At 66.9% G+C, this 17,617-nt stretch carries 14 protein-coding genes; 8 read left to right on the top strand and 6 right to left on the bottom strand.

The genetic code is table 11. The features are described 5' to 3' along the window. Position 1 precedes the first annotated feature (1 nt). Positions 2 to 490, top strand: a complete 489-nt coding sequence (locus tag GRF61_RS12185; protein ID WP_169150924.1) for a MarR family transcriptional regulator — start codon at positions 2 to 4, stop codon at positions 488 to 490. A gap of 40 nt (positions 491 to 530) precedes the next feature. Here the strand turns inward: GRF61_RS12185 and GRF61_RS12180 are convergent, their stop codons facing one another. Next, positions 531 to 1,268, bottom strand: coding sequence for an S-methyl-5'-thioinosine phosphorylase (locus tag GRF61_RS12180; RefSeq protein WP_169150923.1), 738 nt, complete (start codon positions 1,266 to 1,268; stop codon positions 531 to 533). A 143-nt stretch (positions 1,269 to 1,411) separates the two neighbouring features. Between GRF61_RS12180 and typA the strand changes: the two genes are divergently transcribed. Beyond that, positions 1,412 to 3,226, top strand: coding sequence for a translational GTPase TypA (gene typA / locus GRF61_RS12175; protein ID WP_169150922.1), 1,815 nt, complete (start codon positions 1,412 to 1,414; stop codon positions 3,224 to 3,226). Between the two features lie 100 nt (positions 3,227 to 3,326). Here the strand turns inward: typA and galU are convergent, their stop codons facing one another. Genes galU through smc form a run of 4 tightly spaced genes read right to left on the bottom strand, consistent with a single transcriptional unit; the run spans position 3,327 to position 10,921 of the window. Continuing rightward, entirely contained in the window at positions 3,327 to 4,202 is an 876-nt protein-coding gene (gene galU / locus GRF61_RS12170; RefSeq protein WP_133594277.1) for a UTP--glucose-1-phosphate uridylyltransferase GalU, read from the bottom strand. A 43-nt stretch (positions 4,203 to 4,245) separates the two neighbouring features. Then, positions 4,246 to 6,261, bottom strand: coding sequence for an NAD-dependent DNA ligase LigA (ligA, locus tag GRF61_RS12165; protein WP_169150921.1), 2,016 nt, complete (start codon positions 6,259 to 6,261; stop codon positions 4,246 to 4,248). A gap of 2 nt (positions 6,262 to 6,263) precedes the next feature. Beyond that, a complete protein-coding gene (locus tag GRF61_RS12160) occupies positions 6,264 to 7,358 on the bottom strand; it encodes a cell division protein ZipA C-terminal FtsZ-binding domain-containing protein (protein WP_169150920.1) in 1,095 nt (364 codons plus the stop codon). 29 nt (positions 7,359 to 7,387) lie between these two features. Next, a complete protein-coding gene (gene smc / locus GRF61_RS12155) occupies positions 7,388 to 10,921 on the bottom strand; it encodes a chromosome segregation protein SMC (protein ID WP_169150919.1) in 3,534 nt (1,177 codons plus the stop codon). Positions 10,922 to 11,044: 123 nt separating this feature from the next. On the opposite strand from smc, the gene dapC reads away from it, so the two are divergent. The 6 genes from dapC to GRF61_RS12125 all read left to right on the top strand — a co-directional run bounded on the left by dapC (position 11,045) and on the right by GRF61_RS12125 (position 16,985). After that, positions 11,045 to 12,238, top strand: a complete 1,194-nt coding sequence (gene dapC / locus GRF61_RS12150) for a succinyldiaminopimelate transaminase (protein ID WP_169150918.1) — start codon at positions 11,045 to 11,047, stop codon at positions 12,236 to 12,238. Positions 12,239 to 12,274: 36 nt separating this feature from the next. Continuing rightward, positions 12,275 to 13,099, top strand: coding sequence for a 2,3,4,5-tetrahydropyridine-2,6-dicarboxylate N-succinyltransferase (gene dapD, locus GRF61_RS12145; RefSeq protein WP_169150917.1), 825 nt, complete (start codon positions 12,275 to 12,277; stop codon positions 13,097 to 13,099). Between the two features lie 64 nt (positions 13,100 to 13,163). Next, entirely contained in the window at positions 13,164 to 14,345 is a 1,182-nt protein-coding gene (locus tag GRF61_RS12140) for a PilT/PilU family type 4a pilus ATPase (RefSeq protein ID WP_169150916.1), read from the top strand. Positions 14,346 to 14,359: 14 nt separating this feature from the next. After that, positions 14,360 to 15,505 carry a succinyl-diaminopimelate desuccinylase gene (dapE, locus tag GRF61_RS12135; protein WP_169150915.1) on the top strand — a complete coding sequence of 382 codons (1,146 nt, stop codon included), beginning with the start codon at positions 14,360 to 14,362 and terminating at the stop codon, positions 15,503 to 15,505. A gap of 19 nt (positions 15,506 to 15,524) precedes the next feature. Continuing rightward, the gene (gene prmB / locus GRF61_RS12130) at positions 15,525 to 16,502 is read left to right on the top strand and encodes a 50S ribosomal protein L3 N(5)-glutamine methyltransferase (protein WP_169150914.1); all 978 of its coding nucleotides are present in this window, start codon (positions 15,525 to 15,527) and stop codon (positions 16,500 to 16,502) included. A 24-nt stretch (positions 16,503 to 16,526) separates the two neighbouring features. Next, positions 16,527 to 16,985, top strand: a complete 459-nt coding sequence (locus GRF61_RS12125; RefSeq protein WP_133594286.1) for a response regulator — start codon at positions 16,527 to 16,529, stop codon at positions 16,983 to 16,985. Positions 16,986 to 17,107: 122 nt separating this feature from the next. On the opposite strand, the gene GRF61_RS12120 is transcribed toward GRF61_RS12125, so the two are convergent. Next, complete coding sequence (locus GRF61_RS12120) at positions 17,108 to 17,593, bottom strand: glutathione peroxidase (RefSeq protein ID WP_169150913.1); 486 nt, start codon at positions 17,591 to 17,593, stop codon at positions 17,108 to 17,110. Between the last annotated feature and the right edge of the window lie 24 nt (positions 17,594 to 17,617).

Here is a 17,617-nt window from a genome sequence, read left to right as displayed (position 1 = left end):
GCTGGAAACGATAGACCACGAGACCCGCGCCACCGATGACGATCACGAGGCCCTGCGCGTCTGGCTGCGGCTGCTGACCTGCACCAACATCGTCGAATCCCGGCTGCGCACTTGGCTGCGCACCAGCTACGACTCCACCCTGCCCCGCTTCGACCTGATGGCCCAGCTGGACCGCCATCCGGATGGCCTCAAGATGCGCGAGCTGTCGCGCCGGCTGATGGTCACCGGCGGCAACGTCACCGGCCTCACCGACAAGCTGGTGGAGGAAGGCCTGGTGGAACGCCGCGACGATCCGCGCGACCGCCGCGCCTACACGGTGCATCTCACCCCCGAAGGCAAGCGCCTGTTCCGCAAGATGGCCGGCGCCCATGAGCAGTGGGTGATCGACCTCTTCGCCGGCCTGGACCACGGCGAGAAAATGCAGATGCTGGAACTGCTCAACCGCCTGAAGCGTCACCTCGGCCAGATGGAAAACGGCGGCAACGCCTGAGCGCCACCGCCGTTCCTTTCCGCTGGCCCGCCAGCTGCACTCAATCCTGGCAGAGCGCCTCCAGGATGCGCCGCACCCGGCCCATGGATTCCTGCACCACCTCTTCTATGCTTTCGAAGCGGATGCCGGCCGCGCTCGAGGCACGGCCGGCGGCGGCGTTCACCACCACGTTGATCGCCGCGTAAGGCAAGTCCAGTTCCCGCGCCAGCGCGGCTTCCGGCATGGCCGTCATGCCGATCACGTCGGCGCCATCCCGCTCCAGCTTGTTCACCTCGGCGGCGGTTTCCAGCCGCGGCCCCTGCGTCACCGCATACACGCCGCCGTCCACCGCCGCTTCGCTAGCCCGCGCCGCGGCCGCCAGCAGGCGCTGGCGCAGCGCCACGTCATAGGGATGGGTGAGGTCGATATGGCGCACCGGCTCGTCGCCGCCGTCGAAATAGGTGTTCTTGCGGCCCCAGGTGTAATCGATGATCTGGTCCGGCACCACCAGCACGCCCGGCTCCAGATCGGCGCGGATGCCGCCCACCGAGGCCACCGACACCAGCGCGGTCGCCTTGGCGTGCTTCAGCGCCCAGATGTTGGCGCGGTAATTCACCAGATGCGGCGGAATCGTATGGCCATAGCCATGGCGGGCGAGGAATACCACCTGCCTGCCCGCCAGCGCCCCGAAGGTGAGCGCCCCGGAAGGCTCGCCATAAGGCGTGCGTGCCACTTCGCGGCGCACGATCTCCAGGTTGGAGAGTTGAGTCAGGCCAGTACCACCCATGATCGCCAGCATGGTGCTTCCCTCGGGGAATGAAAACGGCGCGGATTCTAGCATCGGCGCCATCTCCCGCCCCGCCGGCCTGTCATCGAAAAGCCATGCTGCGGCGCGACAGCCCGTGTTAGAATCGACGACTTTTCAAAGACTTCCCAGCCCCCATGTCCCGCGCCATCCGCAACATCGCCATCATCGCCCACGTCGACCACGGCAAGACCACGCTGGTCGACCAGCTCCTGCGCCAATCCGGCACTTTCCGCGAAAACCAGCAAGTTGCCGAGCGGGTCATGGACTCCAACGACATCGAGAAGGAACGCGGCATCACCATCCTCTCGAAGAACTGTGCGATCCAGTACGGCGAAACCCACATCAACATCGTCGACACCCCGGGCCACGCCGACTTCGGCGGCGAGGTGGAGCGCGTGCTGTCCATGGTGGACAGCGTGCTGCTGCTGGTTGACGCCGTCGAAGGCCCGATGCCGCAGACCCGCTTCGTCACCCGCAAGGCGCTGGCGCTGGGCCTGAAGCCCATCGTGGTGATCAACAAGATCGACCGCCCGGGTGCGCGCCCGGACTGGGTCATCAACCACACCTTCGACCTCTTCGACAAGCTCGGCGCCACCGAAGAACAACTGGACTTCCCGGTGGTGTACGCCTCCGGCCTGAACGGCTTCGCCATCATCAACGAAGGCGACGAGCGCACCGACATGCGCCCGCTGTTCGAAGCCATCCTGAAGCATGTGCCGCCGCCGGAAGTGGATGCGGAAGGCCCGCTGCAGCTGCAGGTCTGCTCGCTGGACTACTCCACCTACATGGGCCAGCTCGGCATCGGCCGCATCAAGCGCGGCCGCGTGCGTCCGAACCAGGAAGTGGTCGTGATGTACGGCGACGAAAACCGCGGCAAGGGCAAGATCAGCCAGATCCTGACCTTCAAGGGCCTGGAACGCTCCCCGGCGGAAGTCGCCGAAGCCGGCGACATCGTGCTGATCGCCGGCATCGACCAGGTGAACATCGGCGTCACCCTGTGCGACCCGGATCACCTCGAAGGCATGACGCCGATCGCGGTGGACGAGCCGACGCTGACCATGAACTTCATGGTGAACTCCTCGCCGCTGGCCGGCCGTGAAGGCAAGTTCGTCACCAGCCGCCAGATCCGCGAGCGCCTGGAGAAGGAACTACTGAAGAACGTGGCGCTGCGGGTGAACTACACCGGCGACTCCGATGTGTTCGAAGTCTCCGGCCGTGGCGAACTGCATCTCACCATCCTGCTGGAAAACATGCGCCGCGAAGGCTACGAGCTGGCCGTCGGCCGCCCGCGCGTGGTCTACAAGGAAATCGACGGCGTGAAGTGCGAGCCGTACGAAATGCTGACGGTGGACGTGGAAGAAGACCACCAGGGCGGCGTGATGGAAGAGCTGGGCCGCCGCCGTGGCGAGCTGCAGGACATGCAGCCGGACGGCAAGGGCCGCGTCCGCCTGGAGTACCGCATTCCCGCCCGCGGCCTGATCGGCTTCCAGGGCGAGTTCCTGACCATGACCCGCGGCACCGGCCTGGCCAGCCACGTGTTCGACGACTACAGCCCGATGGCCGGCGGCATGGCCGAGCGCCGCAATGGCGTGCTGATCTCCCAGAACGACGGCGACGCGGTCGCCTACGCGCTGTGGAACCTGCAGGACCGCGGCCGCATGTTCGTCAGCCCGGGCGAGGCGCTGTACGAAGGCATGATCATCGGCATCCATACCCGCGACAATGACCTGATCGTGAACCCGATCAAGGGCAAGCAGCTGACCAACGTGCGTGCCTCCGGCACCGACGAGGCGGTTCGCCTGATCCCGCCGATCCAGCTCACGCTGGAATCCGCGATCGAGTTCATCGCTGACGACGAACTGGTCGAGATCACGCCGAAGAACATCCGCCTGCGCAAGCGTCACCTGAAGGAAGTGGACCGCAAGCGGGCCGCCAAGGCCGAAGGCTGATCCCCGCCAGGCTCGGGATGAAAAAAGGCGCTGCCGCGGCAGCGCCTTTTTCTTTTTGCGGAGCTGGCGGACGCGCCATGCGCCGCCAGACCGCTCCGCCTCAGCCGCGGGTGGCGAGATACTCGCCGAAGTCGCCGCCGATTTCCGGATGGCGCAGTCCCAGCTCCACCGTCGCCTTCAGGTAGCCCAGCTTGGAGCCGCAGTCGTAGCGCACGCCCTTGAACTGGTAGGCCAGCACCGCTTCTTCTTTCAGCAGCGAGGCGATGGCGTCGGTGAGTTGCAGCTCGCCGCCGGCGCCCGGCTTCAGCGCGCGCAGGTGATCGAAGATGCGCGGCGTGAGGATGTAGCGGCCGACCACCGCCTGGGTGGTGGGCGCATCCTCGGGCTTGGGCTTCTCGACGATGCCGGTGACGCGCTGGGTGTCGCCGTTCTGGTTCTCGGTGCTGACGATGCCGTACTGGCGGGTATCCTCGCGCGGCACGTTCATGGTGCCGAGCACGGAACAGCGGTTGTAGTTGTAGACGTTGGCCATCTGCGCCATCACCGCCTCGCCGCCGTAGTTGTCCAGCAGGTCGTCCGCCAGGATGACGGCAAAGGGCTCTTCGTCACCGACCACCGCAGAGGCGCACAGCACCGCATGCCCCAGACCGAGCGCTTCCGCCTGGCGGATGTAGATGCAGTTCACGCCCTTGGGCACCGTCTTCTTCACCACCTCCAGCAACTCCTTCTTGCCGCGGGCTTCGAGCTCGGTTTCCAGCTCGTAGGCCTTGTCGAAGTGGTCTTCGATGGCGCGCTTGGTACGGCCAGTGATGAAGATAAGGTCGGTGATGCCGGCCGCGACCGCTTCCTCCACCGCGTACTGGATCAAAGGCTTGTCGACCACCGGCAGCATTTCCTTCGGGCTGGCCTTGGTCGCGGGCAGGAAGCGGGTGCCCATGCCGGCAACCGGAAACACCGCCTTGGTTACTTTCTTCATATTGCGTACGACTCCTTGTTCCTGCGTTGCGGAAGCCTGGGGTTCAGGCCTCCTCCTCCAGCAGCCGGCGCAGACCATCCTCATCGAGGATGTCGATGCCGAGTTCCTGCGCCTTGTCCAGCTTGGAACCCGCTTCCGCACCCGCCACCACGTAATCCGTCTTCTTCGACACCGAACCGGTCACCTTGCCGCCGTGTGCTTCGATCAAGGCCTTGGCCTCGTCGCGGGACATCGTCGGCAGCGTGCCGGTCAGCACGAAGGTCTTGCCCGTTGCCTTGCCGCTGACTGGAGCGACCGGCGCGCCCTCTTCCCAGCGCACCCCCGCTGCCCGCAGCTGTTCGATCACCTCGCGGTTGTGCGGTTCGGCGAAGAACTCGGCGATGCTCTTCGCCACCACCGGGCCAACGTCCGGCACCTGCTGCAGCGCCTCCGCATCCGCGGCCATCAGCGCGTCCATGCTGCCGAAGTGCCGTGCCACATCGCGCGCGGTCGCCTCGCCGACATTGCGGATGCCGAGGGCGAAGACGAAGCGTGCCAGCGTGGTATTGCGGCTGTGCTCGATCGCCGCCAGCAGGTTCTGCGCCGACTTCTCGCCCATGCGCTCCAGGTTGGCCAGCGCCAGCACGCCCAGCTTGTAGAGATCGGCCGGCGTCTTGATGATGGCGCTGTCCACCAGTTGCTCCACCAGCTTGTCGCCCAGGCCCTCGATGTCCATCGCCCGGCGACTGGCGAAATGCAGCAGCGCCTGCTTGCGCTGCGCCGGGCAAAACAGGCCACCGGAGCAGCGCCACACCGCTTCCTCCTCGGCCTTGACCGCGTGCGACCCACAGACCGGACAGGTATGCGGCATCTGGAATTCGCGCTCCTGGCCGGTGCGCCTGTCCATCACCGGGGCGACCACCTCGGGGATAACGTCTCCGGCCCTGCGCACGATGACCTGATCGCCAATCTGCAGCCCCTTGCGCCTGATCTCGTCCTCGTTGTGCAGCGTGGCGTTGGTGACGGTGACGCCGCCGACGAAGACCGGCTTCAGCCGGGCCACCGGTGTCAGCGCGCCGGTGCGGCCGACCTGGATCTCTATGTCCAGCAGCTGGGTGATTTCCTCCTGCGCCGGATACTTGTGGGCAAGCGCCCAGCGCGGGGCGCGGGAAACAAAACCCAATGTCTGCTGGTCGGCGCGGCGATTCACCTTGTAGACCACGCCATCGATGTCGTAAGGCAGGCCGGCACGGCGCTCGCCGATGCGGCGGTAGTAATCGAGCAGACCCTGCGCGCCGGCCACCACGTTCCGCTCCGGCGCCACCGCGAAGCCCCAGGCGGCGAGCAGGTCCAGCGTTTCCGAATGGGTGGCCGGCGGCGCCATGCCCTCCAGATCCACCATCTGGTAGGCGAAGAAGCGCAGCGGACGGCGGGCGGTGATGCGCGAATCCAGTTGGCGCAGGCTGCCGGCGGCGGCGTTGCGGGGGTTAACGAATACCTTCTCGCCCGCTTCCTGCTGACGGGTGTTGAGGCGTTCGAAATCCGCCCGCTGCATCAGCACCTCGCCACGCACCTCCACCCGCGCCGGCGCCTCGCCCTGCAGACGTAGCGGAATGGAGCGCACGGTACGGAGATTGGGCGAGACATCCTCGCCGGTCATGCCGTCGCCGCGGGTCGCCCCGCGTACGAAGATGCCGTTCTCGTAGATCAGCGTGATCGCGAGGCCGTCCAGCTTCGGCTCGACGGCGTACTCCACCGTTTCCCGGTCCAGACCCTCGCGGCAGCGGCGATCGAAGGCCTCCACTTCCTCGTCTTCGAACGCATTCGACAGCGACAGCATGGGCACGCGATGCGCCACCTCGGCGAACACCGCCGACGGCGCTCCGCCCACCCGGCGGGTAGGCGAATCCTCGGTGGCCAGTTCCGGATGCTCGGCCTCCAGGGCCTCCAGCTCGCGGAACAGGCGGTCGTACTCGGCGTCCGGCACCAGCGGCGCATCCAGTACGTAATAGGCGTGGTTGTGTCGCTCAAGCTCGACACGCAGTTGCGCCGCCCGTTCGGCGGCGGTGGGAGTCGACATTTTCAGGCGGAGAAGAGACGTTTCGCCAGCGGGCTGCCGGCGGGAATGGCATGGCTGGCCATGCGCTCCTGGAACTGGGCGATCTGGCTGCGGATCATGCCGGCGGCGTCGCTGCCGAAGGGGGCACGGTTGTCGTCGACGACGATGCCGTGCAGGGCATCGGCGAACTGGTTGGCGAAATGCATCATGCGGTCGAAGGCACCGACGCCATTGGCCACCCGCGGTACGTCGATCACCAGCGTCAGGCCGCCGGTCTGCAGGCTGCGCATGTTGTCGGCCACGAACACGCCCGGCTCCAGGTTGCTCAGGTAGAACAGCACATTGCCTTCCTCGTCCCGGGCGTGGAAGCTGCCGTCGTCGCTCAGCACCATGCCCTGGGCTTCGGCCAGGCCGCGAATCTTGGTGCCCGGGAAGGGCTGGTTGGCGGCGATCACGTTGATGCCGATCTGCACGTCCACCTCGGCGCAGAAGCGGTCCAGCGAGGTGGCGCTGCCCAAGGCTTCGGCCCGCGCTGGCAGACCGGCCGGCACCGCCATGAAGTGGTCGGCCACCCGCTGCACGCCGCCGGAGAAGCGCATGAAGTCCGCCTCGCCGATGGGGCCCTGGCGGTCCACCAACTGCATCGCGGCGCAGTACCAGTGGTGGGCGCCGGCATTGTGGCCATTCACCGGCTGCCACAGGTTGGAGTGATCATCGAAGGCGAACCAGCGCACCGGCTTGGAGAGCCCGTCCAGCTGCTCCAGCTGTACCGGCCACAAGGCAGAAGCCGCCAGCGGCTCGATGGCCTCGATGCGGATGATGCAGTCCACCCGCGGGTCCAGCGTCTCCGGCGCTTCCGGCGCGCTGCGCTTCACCGGCGCTTCGCGCACCGGCCGCGGCGCCGGCTCGGGAGGCATGGCCTCGGTCAGGCCCGGCTCTTCGCGTTCCACTTCGCCACCGCCTTCGTGCGGCTCGAGCAGGACATCGCGATGGGAGGATTTGAAGGCCTGCTCGGCCTGCTTGCGGTGCTTGCGCTCCTGCCACTTGTTGTAGGCCAGCACGAGCACCACGAAGGCCACGCCGGCACCGATCAACCCAACCTGCAGTTCGCTATCCATAGTTCTTCTCGCGCTTCCTCTTCTCTGTGTCACGCCGCGTTGGCTTCAGCCAGCCGCAGCGCCTCTTCGATGTCTACTTCCACCACCCGGGAAACGCCCTGCTCCTGCATGGTCACCCCGACCAGCTGCTGGGCGATCTCCATGGTGATCTTGCTGTGGCTGATGAAGATGAACTGGGTGTGCGATGACATCCGCTTCACCATCTGGCCGTAGCGCTCGGTGTTGGTATCGTCCAGCGGGGCATCCACCTCGTCAAGCATGCAGAACGGCGCCGGATTGAGCTGGAACATGGAGAACACCAGGGCGATCGCGGTCAGCGCTTTCTCGCCGCCGGACAGCAGGTGGATGGAGGTGTTCTTCTTGCCCGGCGGCTGGGCGACGATCTGGATGCCGGCGTCCAGGATTTCCTCTCCGGTCAGCACCAGCTCTGCCCGACCGCCACCGAAGAGCTGCGGGAACAGGATGCCGAACTGGCGATTGACGGTATTGTAGGTTTCCTGAAGCTGCTCGCGGGTTTCGCGGTCGATGCGGCGGATCGCGTCTTCCAGCGTGTCTATGGCCTGCAACAGGTCGTCGGACTGGGCGTCCAGGTAACCCTTGCGCTCGCTGGCGGACTTCAGCTCATCGAGCGCGGCGAGGTTCACCGGCCCCAGCTCGGCGATCTCCCGCGCCAGCCGGGCGACTTCGCGCTGCAGGCTGCCCTCCTTCAGATCCGGCGTCAGAAGCGGTGTCAGGGCAACTTCATCCGCAGCGGCTTCCTGCAGGCGCTCCTCGAACTGCCCGGACGCGAGCTCCGCCGCCTGCACCGCCAGGCGCAGCTCGGCGACACGCTGGCGCACGGGCGCGGCTTCCTGCTCGGTACGCAGCCTCAGCTCCTCGGTCTGCTTCAGCGCGCTCGCGGCTTGCTCCAGCGCATCGCGACGGCCAGCCAGCGCGGATTCGCGGCTCAGGCGCAGTTCCAGCGCTGCCTGCAAGGCTTCGCGGCTGCGCTCGTCATCGGTCGCTTCCAGCTCTTCGCGGCGGGTCGCGGCCTCGGCCACCGTGCGTTCGATCTGCTCGGCGGCCAACTGCAGGTTGCGGGCAATGTCATCCAGCTTGCCGGCGCACTCCCGCTCGGAGAATCGCGCCTCCTGCAGTTCGCGGGCGCAGGACTGTTCCAGCGTGCGCAGTTCCCGCAGCCCCTGTTCGCGCTCGCGCAACACCTCGGTCGCCGCGTCCAGGCGGCCGCGCTGCAGCTCGGCCAGTTCGGCGGCGCGCTCCTGTTCCAGCTCCGCCCGTGCCAGCAACTCGCGCTCGGCGGACTCCAGGTTCACCAGATCGCCCAGGTCGCGGTCCAGCTGGGCGCGGCGTTCCTCGGCGCGGCTGCGCGCCTGGGTGAGCTTCAGCAACTCGACCTGTTCGGCGTGCAGCTGGCTCTGTTCGGCCTGGATGTCGCGGCGCAGGGTGTTGGCGCTGTCCTGGATTTCGGCGGCCTGGCTCTCGGCGGTGAGCAAGGCATCGTGGGCGCGGGTGGCCTCCGCCTCCAACGCCTGCTGTTCGCCGGAGAGCGCGTCGATTTCGCGCTGGCGCTCCATCACGCCGTGGGTGCGGCTGTCCGGCACGAAGTGGCTGATGCCTTCGCGGGTCAGCAACTGGCCGCGCTTGTCCACCAGCACGACGCCAGGCGAAAGCTCGCCCCGCCGCGTCAGCCAGGCATCCAGGCTCTCCACCGTATGGCAGCCCCGCAGCCAGGCCTGCACCAAGCCAGCCGGGGCACCGGGCAGGAGGTCTATCTTCTCCTCCAGCGGGCTGCTGCCCGCCGGCCCCGGCAGCGCAACGCCGCCATCGGTGTCGGCGAAACCCACCGCCAAGGCTTCGGGCGGCGCTTCGTCCAGCAGGTCGCGGGCCAGGGCCTCGCCTTCGGCACCGTCGGCGACCAGCGCGCCGAGGCGTTCACGCAGCACCGTGGCAACCGCCGCCTCCCAGCCTTCGGCCACCCGCAGCGAACGCCATAGCGGCGGACGGTCGGCGTGGCCGTGCTTCTTCAGCCAGTCGCCCAGCTTGCCCTGCGCCTGCACCTTGGCCTGCAACTGCACCAGTGCGTCGCGGCGGGCGCGCAGTTCGGTGAGGCGGCGCTGCACCGCACGTTCCTGTTCCAGCGCGGTCTTCAGCGCAGCCTGCGCATCCGGCAGGCGGGCCTGCAGATCGCCCAGTGTCTGCTGCCGCATCTCCAGCGCTTCCTGCAAGGCCTCGACGCGGGCTTCACGCTCGGCGATGAGGCCGGCGTCCGGCGCCTGGATGGCGCCGCCTTCGCTCTCCAGCCGGGCACGCCGCTGCTGCAGGGCATCCAGCGCCCGGTTGGCGCTGGCGCGGTTGGTTTCCTCCACGCGCAGTTGCTGCTCGGTCTGGGCAAGCTCGCGGCGGGCGGCAGCGACGGTGGTATCCGCCGCCTGCCGGGCGCTCTCCAGCTCCGGTACGCGATCGGCGATTTCGATGTGGCGCGCTTCGGCCTGCTCCGCCCGCATGGCGGCGTTCTCCGCCAGTTCCATCCAGCGCTCGCGGTCCTCGGTGAGGTTCTCACGACGGGCAGTCCAGTGGCTACGGTCGGTTTCGAGTTGGGCCAGCCGCGCTTCCAGCCGCTTGCGCGCGTCGGCGAGGTGCTGCAGCTCGGTTTCCAGGCGACCGACTTCGGCGGTGACGGCGAACAGGTCGCTTTGCGCCTGATGCACTGCTTCGGAGGCGGCGAAGTGGGTTTCCCGCGCACCCTCCACCGCAGCTTCCAGTTCTTGCAGACGGGCGCTGTCGGTCTCGATCCGCACGCTGTTGCGGTTCAGCTCTTCGGCGACGCGGTCGCGCTCGGCGCGCGCTTCGTTGCGCTTGAGCAGCCACAGCAGCTGCTGGCGTTCGACGTGGGCGCTGTTGAGCTTGCGGTAGCGCTCGGCGACCTCGGCCTGGCCTTCCAGGTGGCCGATGCGCTCGCCCAATTCCATGCGGATGTCTTCGAGGCGGGCGAGGTTGTCGCGGGCGTCGCCGAGGCGGCCTTCGGTTTCCTTGCGCCGCTCGCGGTACTTGGTGACGCCGGCCGCCTCTTCGAGGAAGCCGCGGATGTCCTCCGGCTTGGCCTCGATGATGCGCGAGATCATCCCCTGCTCGATGATGGCGTAGGCGCGCGGACCCAGGCCGGTGCCGAGGAAGAGGTCGATGACGTCCTTGCGGCGGACGTGCACGTTGTTGATGAAGTAGCTGGACTCGCCGCTGCGGTCCAGCACGCGCTTGACCGAGATCTCGGCGTAGCGCGACCACTGGCCGGCCGCCCGCCCTTCGTTGTTGTCGAACACCAGCTCCACACTGGCGCGCGACACCGGCTTGCGGGTGGTGGAGCCGTTGAAGATCACGTCCTGCATCGACTCACCGCGCAGCGCGGAAGCGCGCGTCTCGCCGAGCACCCAGCGCACCGCGTCGATGATGTTGGACTTGCCGCAGCCGTTGGGCCCGACCACGCCGACCAGGGAGCCCGGCATGAGCACGGTGGTGGGGTCGACGAAGGTCTTGAAGCCGGCGAGTTTGAGCTTGGAAAGACGCACGGGGGCGAGTTCAGGTCGGCTGTATTACGGCTCGGGCGGCGCCCGAAAGGCGCGCCATGATAACATCTTCGCCCTTTACGACCGCCCCGCCCGCAGCCTCGGACGGAGGCCAATTGTTCCAAAGTGAATCCGAATCTCGCCCGCCTCCAGACCTACCCGTTCGAGAAGCTACGCGCCCTGTTCGCCGGCCTCCAGCCCCCCGCCGAACTGAAGCCGATCCGCCTGTCGATCGGCGAGCCGCAGCACCCGACACCGACCTTCATCCTGCAGGCGTTGAGCGACAACTTCGCTGGCATCGCAGCCTACCCCAGCACCCAGGGCTCGGACGCGCTGCGCGGCGCCATCGCCGGCTGGCTGGAACGCCGCTACGCGCTCCCCAGGGTGGATGCCGCCACCCAGGTGCTGCCGGTGAATGGCTCCCGCGAGGCGCTGTTCGCTTTCGCCCAATGCGTGGTGGATGGCGGCAAGCCAGGCGCCAAGGTGGTCTGCCCCAACCCCTTCTACCAGATCTACGAAGGGGCAACGCTGCTGGCCGGTGCCGATCCGGTGTTCCTGAATAATCTGCCGGAGAACAACTTCGGCTCCGATTTCGACTCGCTGCCGGAAGCGGTGTGGCGCGACGTGCAGCTCGTTTTCGTCTGCTCGCCGGGCAATCCCACCGGCCGGGTGCTGTCGCTGGACGAATGGAAGCGGCTGTTCGCGCTGTCGGACCGCTACGGTTTCGTCATCGCCGCCGACGAGTGCTATTCCGAGATCTACTTCGACGACGAAGCGCGGCCGGTCGGCGCACTTGAGGCGGCGCACGCGCTGGGGCGCGGCGACTTCCGCAACATCGTGGTGTTCTCCAGCCTGTCCAAGCGCTCCAACGTGCCGGGCATGCGCTCCGGCTTCGTCGCCGGCGATGCGGCCATCCTCAAAGACTTCCTGCTCTACCGCACCTATCACGGCTGCGCGATGAGCGCGACCATACAGGCCGCCTCGGTCGCCGCCTGGAACGACGAAGCCCACGTCGCCGAAAACCGCCGCCTCTATCGCGAGAAGTTCACCGCCGTCACGCCCATTCTGTCGCCCTGGCTGGACACCCGCCTGCCCGACGCCGGTTTCTACCTGTGGGCGCGCACCCCGCTGCCGGATACCGACTTCGCCCGCCGACTGCAGGCTGAATATAATGTGACGGTTCTGCCGGGCAGCTTCCTCGCCCGCGAGGCCGATGGCGTCAACCCTGGCGCCGGCTTCGTGCGCATCGCCCTGGTCGCCGACACCGCGGAGTGCGTGGAGGCCGCCGGCCGCATCGCCGCATTCTGCCGGGCGCTCTGACCGCCCGCCCCTGATACCAACCACGACGGAAACCCCATGTCTGAATCCCTGCAAAAGATCATCGACGACGCTTTCGAGAACCGCGCCAGCCTGTCTCCCTCCGCCGCGCCTGCAGAAGTGCGCAACGCGGTGGCCGAGGTCATCGCCGGACTGGACGCCGGCAGCCTGCGGGTGGCCGAGAAGAAGGACGGCGCCTGGGTGGTCAACCAGTGGATCAAGAAGGCCGTGCTGATCTCCTTCCGCCTGCGCGACAACGAAGTGATGCCCGCCGGCAGCCTCAACTTCTTCGACAAGGTGCCGACGAAGTTCGGCGACTACACCCCGGAACAGTTCGCCGCCGGCGGTTTCCGCGTGGTGCCGCCCGCCGTCGCGCGCAAGGGCAGCTACATCGCCAGGAACGTGGTGCTGATGCCTTCCTATGTGAACATCGGCGCCTATGTGGATGAAGGCACCATGGTGGACACCTGGGCCACCGTCGGCTCCTGCGCCCAGATCGGCAAGAACGTGCACCTGTCCGGCGGCGTCGGTATCGGCGGCGTGCTGGAGCCCGTCCAGGCCGGCCCGGTGATCATCGAGGACAACGTCTTCGTCGGCGCCCGCTCCGAAGTGGTGGAAGGCGTGATCATCGAAGAGAACGCGGTGCTGTCCATGGGCGTGTACCTCGGCCAGAGCACCAAGATCTACGACCGCGAGACCGGCGAGATCCACTATGGCCGCGTGCCGGCAGGCGCCGTCGTGGTGCCGGGCAGCCTGCCCTCCGCCGATGGCAAGTACAGTCTGTACTGCGCGGTCATCGTCAAGAAGGTGGACGCCCAGACCCGCGCCAAGACCGCGATCAACGACCTGCTGCGCGGCGCCTGAGCGTCAGCCAGCACCGGCGGGGCTCCGGCCCCGCCCGCATCGTCAGACGGAGAATCCGAGACCGATGATTTTCGACAAGCTGTTCCAGCTGATGGCCGAAAAGCAGGCCTCGGACATCTTCATCACCGCCGGCGCCCCGATCCATATCAAGATCCAGGGCCATACGATGCCGATCAACCAGCAGGTCATGGAACCCGCCATGATCAAGCGGATGATCTACGAGATGATGACGCCGGAGCAGATCGAGCGCTTCGAGCGCGAGCGCGAGCTCAATCTCTCCTTCGGCCGGCGGGATCTCGGCAACTTCCGTATCAATGTGTTCTGGCAGCGCAACACCGTCGCGGTGGTGATGCGCTTCATCCAGGGCGACATCCCCACGCTCGAAGAGCTCACCCTGCCGCAGACGCTGGCGGACGTGGTGATGGAGAAGCGCGGGCTGGTGCTGGTGGTGGGCGCGACCGGCTCCGGCAAGTCGACCACGCTGGCGTCCATGATCGACCACCGCAACCGCAACAAATCGGGCCACATCCTGACGGTGGAGGACCCGATCGAGTACCTGTTCAAGCACCGCAAATCGGTGGTGAACCAGCGCGAGGTGGGCATCGACACCCAGAGCTGGCACGAGGCGCTGCGCAACGCCATGCGCCAGGCGCCGGACTGCATCCTGATCGGCGAGATCCGCGACCGCGAAACCATGCAGGCCGCCCTCGCCTATTCGCAGACCGGCCACCTCTGCCTGGCCACGCTGCACGCCAACAATGCCTACCACGCGCTGAACCGCATCGTTAACTTCTTCCCGCTGGAAAACCGGCCGCTGCTCTACCTCGACCTCGCCGTCGCGCTGAAGTGCGTGATCTCGCAGCGCTTGGCACGCAAGCCGGACGGCCGCCGCATTCCGGCGGTCGAGATCCTGATGAACACCCGCCACATTGCCGAACTGGTCGAGCGCGGAGAGCTGAGCAGCATCAAGGAGGCAATGGAGCAGAGCCTGGCGCCCGGCTCCCAGACCTTCGAGCAGGACTTGTTCCGCCTCTACCATGAGAAAGTCATCACGCTGGACGAAGCCCTGGCCAATGCCGATTCGCCCACCAACCTCTCCTGGCTGATCAACAACGCCAAGTTCGACGATGGCCAGCTGGCGGTACCGGCCGCCAACGCCGACGCTCTGCACGATTTCGAGAGCACCGAGTCGGACGGCGCCTCCTTCCGCGAATTCACCCTGCACCTGGACGAGCCGTCTCGCTGAGCGGCTGCAACTCAATGCCCCAACTCGACAACCCAACGCTCGCACTCGCCTGCGAGCTGATCTCCCGTTCCTCCGTCACGCCGGAGGACGAAGGCTGCCTGGAGCTCATCACCGGCCGCTTGGCCGCGATCGGCTTCAACTGCGAACGCATCGACACCGGCGGCGTTTCCAACCTGTGGGCCCGCCGTGGCACCGCCTCGCCGGTGCTGTGCTTCGCCGGCCATACCGACGTCGTGCCCACCGGCCCGCTGGACGCCTGGCACAGCCCGCCCTTCGAGCCGACGATACGCGACGGCGTGCTGTACGGCCGCGGCGCGGCGGACATGAAATCCTCGCTGGCCGCGTTCGTCACCGCCATCGAAGCCTTCGTCACCGCCCATCCAGACCATGAAGGCAGCATCGCCCTGCTGCTGACCTCGGACGAGGAAGGCATCGCCACCCATGGCACGGTGAAGGTGGTCGAGGCGCTGGCCGCCCGCGGCGAACTGCTGGACTATTGCATCGTCGGCGAACCGACCTCGGTGAAGACCCTGGGCGACATGATCAAGAACGGCCGCCGCGGCTCGCTCTCAGGCACGCTGCGGGTCAGGGGCCTGCAAGGCCATGTGGCCTATCCGCATCTCGCCCGCAATCCCATCCACCAGTTCGCGCCGGCGCTGGCGGAACTGGCGGCAACGCGCTGGGACGATGGCAACGAGTTCTTCCCGCCCACGACCTGGCAGGTGTCCAACATCCATGCCGGCACCGGCGCCAACAACGTCATTCCCGGCGTCTGCGAAGCGCTGTTCAACTTCCGCTTCGCCTCGGTCAGCACCGCCGAGGAGCTGAAGGAGCGCACCCATGCGGTGCTGGACAAGCACGGGCTGGAGTACGAGATCGACTGGCACCTGTCCGGCAAGCCCTTCATCACCGGCCGCGGCAAGCTGGTGGGCGCCATCTCCGAAGCCATCCGCGAGCGGCTGGCGGTGGAAACCGAGCTGTCCACCACCGGCGGCACCTCGGACGGCCGCTTCATCGCCGACATCTGCAAGGAGGTCGTCGAGTTCGGTCCGGTGAATGCATCCATCCACAAAGTGAACGAGTGCATCGCCGTCGATGCCATCGCTCCGCTTTCCGACGTCTATCTCGGCACGCTGCGCAGATTGCTGCTGCCCGCCTGACTCCGCAAGGAAATCCTCCATGAGCCACGATCACGACCACGACGCCGAACACTGCGAGCATTGCGACGACGGCCACGAGCATGACCACGAACACGAGGGTGGCCCGCTGGCCGAACTCGTCACAGTCCGCGACTGGCTGCGCTATGCCGTCACCCGCTTCAACCGCGGCGGCCTGTTTTTCGGCCACGGCTGCGGCGACGCCTATGACGAAGCGGTGTGGCTGGTGCTTTCCACCCTCGCCCTGCCGCTGGACCGCCTGGAGCCCTTCCTCGACGCCTGCATTCCCTCCGACGAGCGCCCGGCGCTGTACGAAGCCATCAGCCGCCGCACCGAGGAGCGCATTCCCACCGCCTACCTCACCCACGAGGCCTGGCTGGGCGACTTCCGTTTCTATGTGGACGAGCGCGTCATCGTGCCCCGCTCCTTCTTCGCCGAGTTGCTGGAAGACGGCCTGTCGCCGTGGATCGAGGATCCGGAGGAAGTGGTTTCCGCGCTGGACATGTGCACCGGCTCCGGCTGCCTGGCGGTGCTGATGGCCCACGCCTATCCGAATGCCGACATCGTCGCCGCCGACCTGTCGGGCGATGCGCTGGAGGTCGCCGAGCGCAACGTTGGCGACTACGCACTGGAAGACCGCATCGAGCTGGTGAAGAGCGACGTTTTCAGCGCACTGCAAGGCCGCAGCTTCGACCTCATCCTCAGCAACCCGCCCTACGTCACCGCGGAAGCAATGGATGCCTTGCCGGCCGAATACCGGCACGAGCCGCGCATGGCCCTCGCCTCGGGCGAGGACGGGCTGGACGTGGTCCGCGTCCTGCTCGCCGAGGCCGCGGAGCACCTGAATCCCGGCGGCTTGCTGGCGGTGGAAGTCGGGCATAATCGCGCCATCGTCGAAAATGCCTTCCCCGAACTGTCCTTCACCTGGCTGTCGGCCCGCGGAGGCGATGACATGATCTTCATCTTGCGGCGCGAGGAACTGCCCGGCGCGCAGGCGTAGCCGGCCTCGCCCAGGGAGAAACGAATGGCAAGCGAACGTCCCATCCTGCTGGTGGAAGACAATCCGGACGACGAAGCGCTGACGCTGCGCGCCTTCGGCAAGAACCGCATCGCCAACCCGGTGGTGGTGGCGCGCGACGGGGTGGAAGCGATCGATTACCTGTTCGGCACCGGCGAGCACGAAGGCCGCGACCTCACCGTTACGCCGGCAGTGGTGTTGCTGGACCTGAAGTTGCCCCGCATCGACGGCCTGGAAGTGCTGAGACGCATCCGCGCCGACGAACGCACCGCGCTGCTGCCGGTGGTGGTGCTCACTACCTCCCGCGAGTTGCAGGACATCCAGGAAGCCTACCGCCTGGGCGCCAACAGCTACATCCGCAAGCCGGTGGATTTCGAACGCTTCATCCAGGCAGTCGGCCAGTTGGGCGTTTACTGGCTGTCACTGAACGAAACGGTGGAAAGCGCGGCCAACACGCCTTATTGAGTGCCGTCCCGAGCCACCCCAAGGTGGCTTGCCGGAAGTCTGCTCCCTGAATGCAAAAAGCCGGCGCGCATGCCGGCTTTTCTTTTTCCGAGCGCCCCGGCTTTCGCCGGGCTCGCCGGCGCTCACAGCAGTTTTTCGATATCGCCCGCGAGAGACTCCGGCTTGGTCATGGGCGCATAGCGGTCCACCACCCTGCCCTCCCTGTCCACCAGGAACTTGGTGAAGTTCCACTTGATGGCCTCGGTGCCCAGCACGCCGGGCGCGGTCTTGGTCAGATGCACGAACAGCGGATGGGCACCCGTGCCCTTCACCTCCACCTTCTCTGACAGCGGGAAGGTAACGCCGTAATTGCGCTCGCAAAAAGCGCCTATTGCCTCCGCATCACCCGGTTCCTGGCCACCGAACTGGTTGCAGGGAAAACCGATGACACTGAAGCCCTTCTCCCGGTAACGCTCGTGGATGGCCTGCAGGCCCTGGTACTGCGGCGTGAAACCGCACTCGCTGGCGGTATTCACCACCAGCAGGACCTGGCCGCGGAAAGCCGCCAACGGCATGGGCGCGCCTTCCAGGCTGCGGGTCTCGAAGTCGAAAACGGTCGGCTCACTCATTTCGCGCTCCAGGGTGACCGGCTC

It is taken from the genome of Azoarcus sp. TTM-91 (genome assembly GCF_012911025.1).
In the GTDB taxonomy this organism is placed as follows: domain Bacteria; phylum Pseudomonadota; class Gammaproteobacteria; order Burkholderiales; family Rhodocyclaceae; genus Azoarcus.
This window is presented reverse-complemented; position numbering and strand designations above follow the sequence as displayed.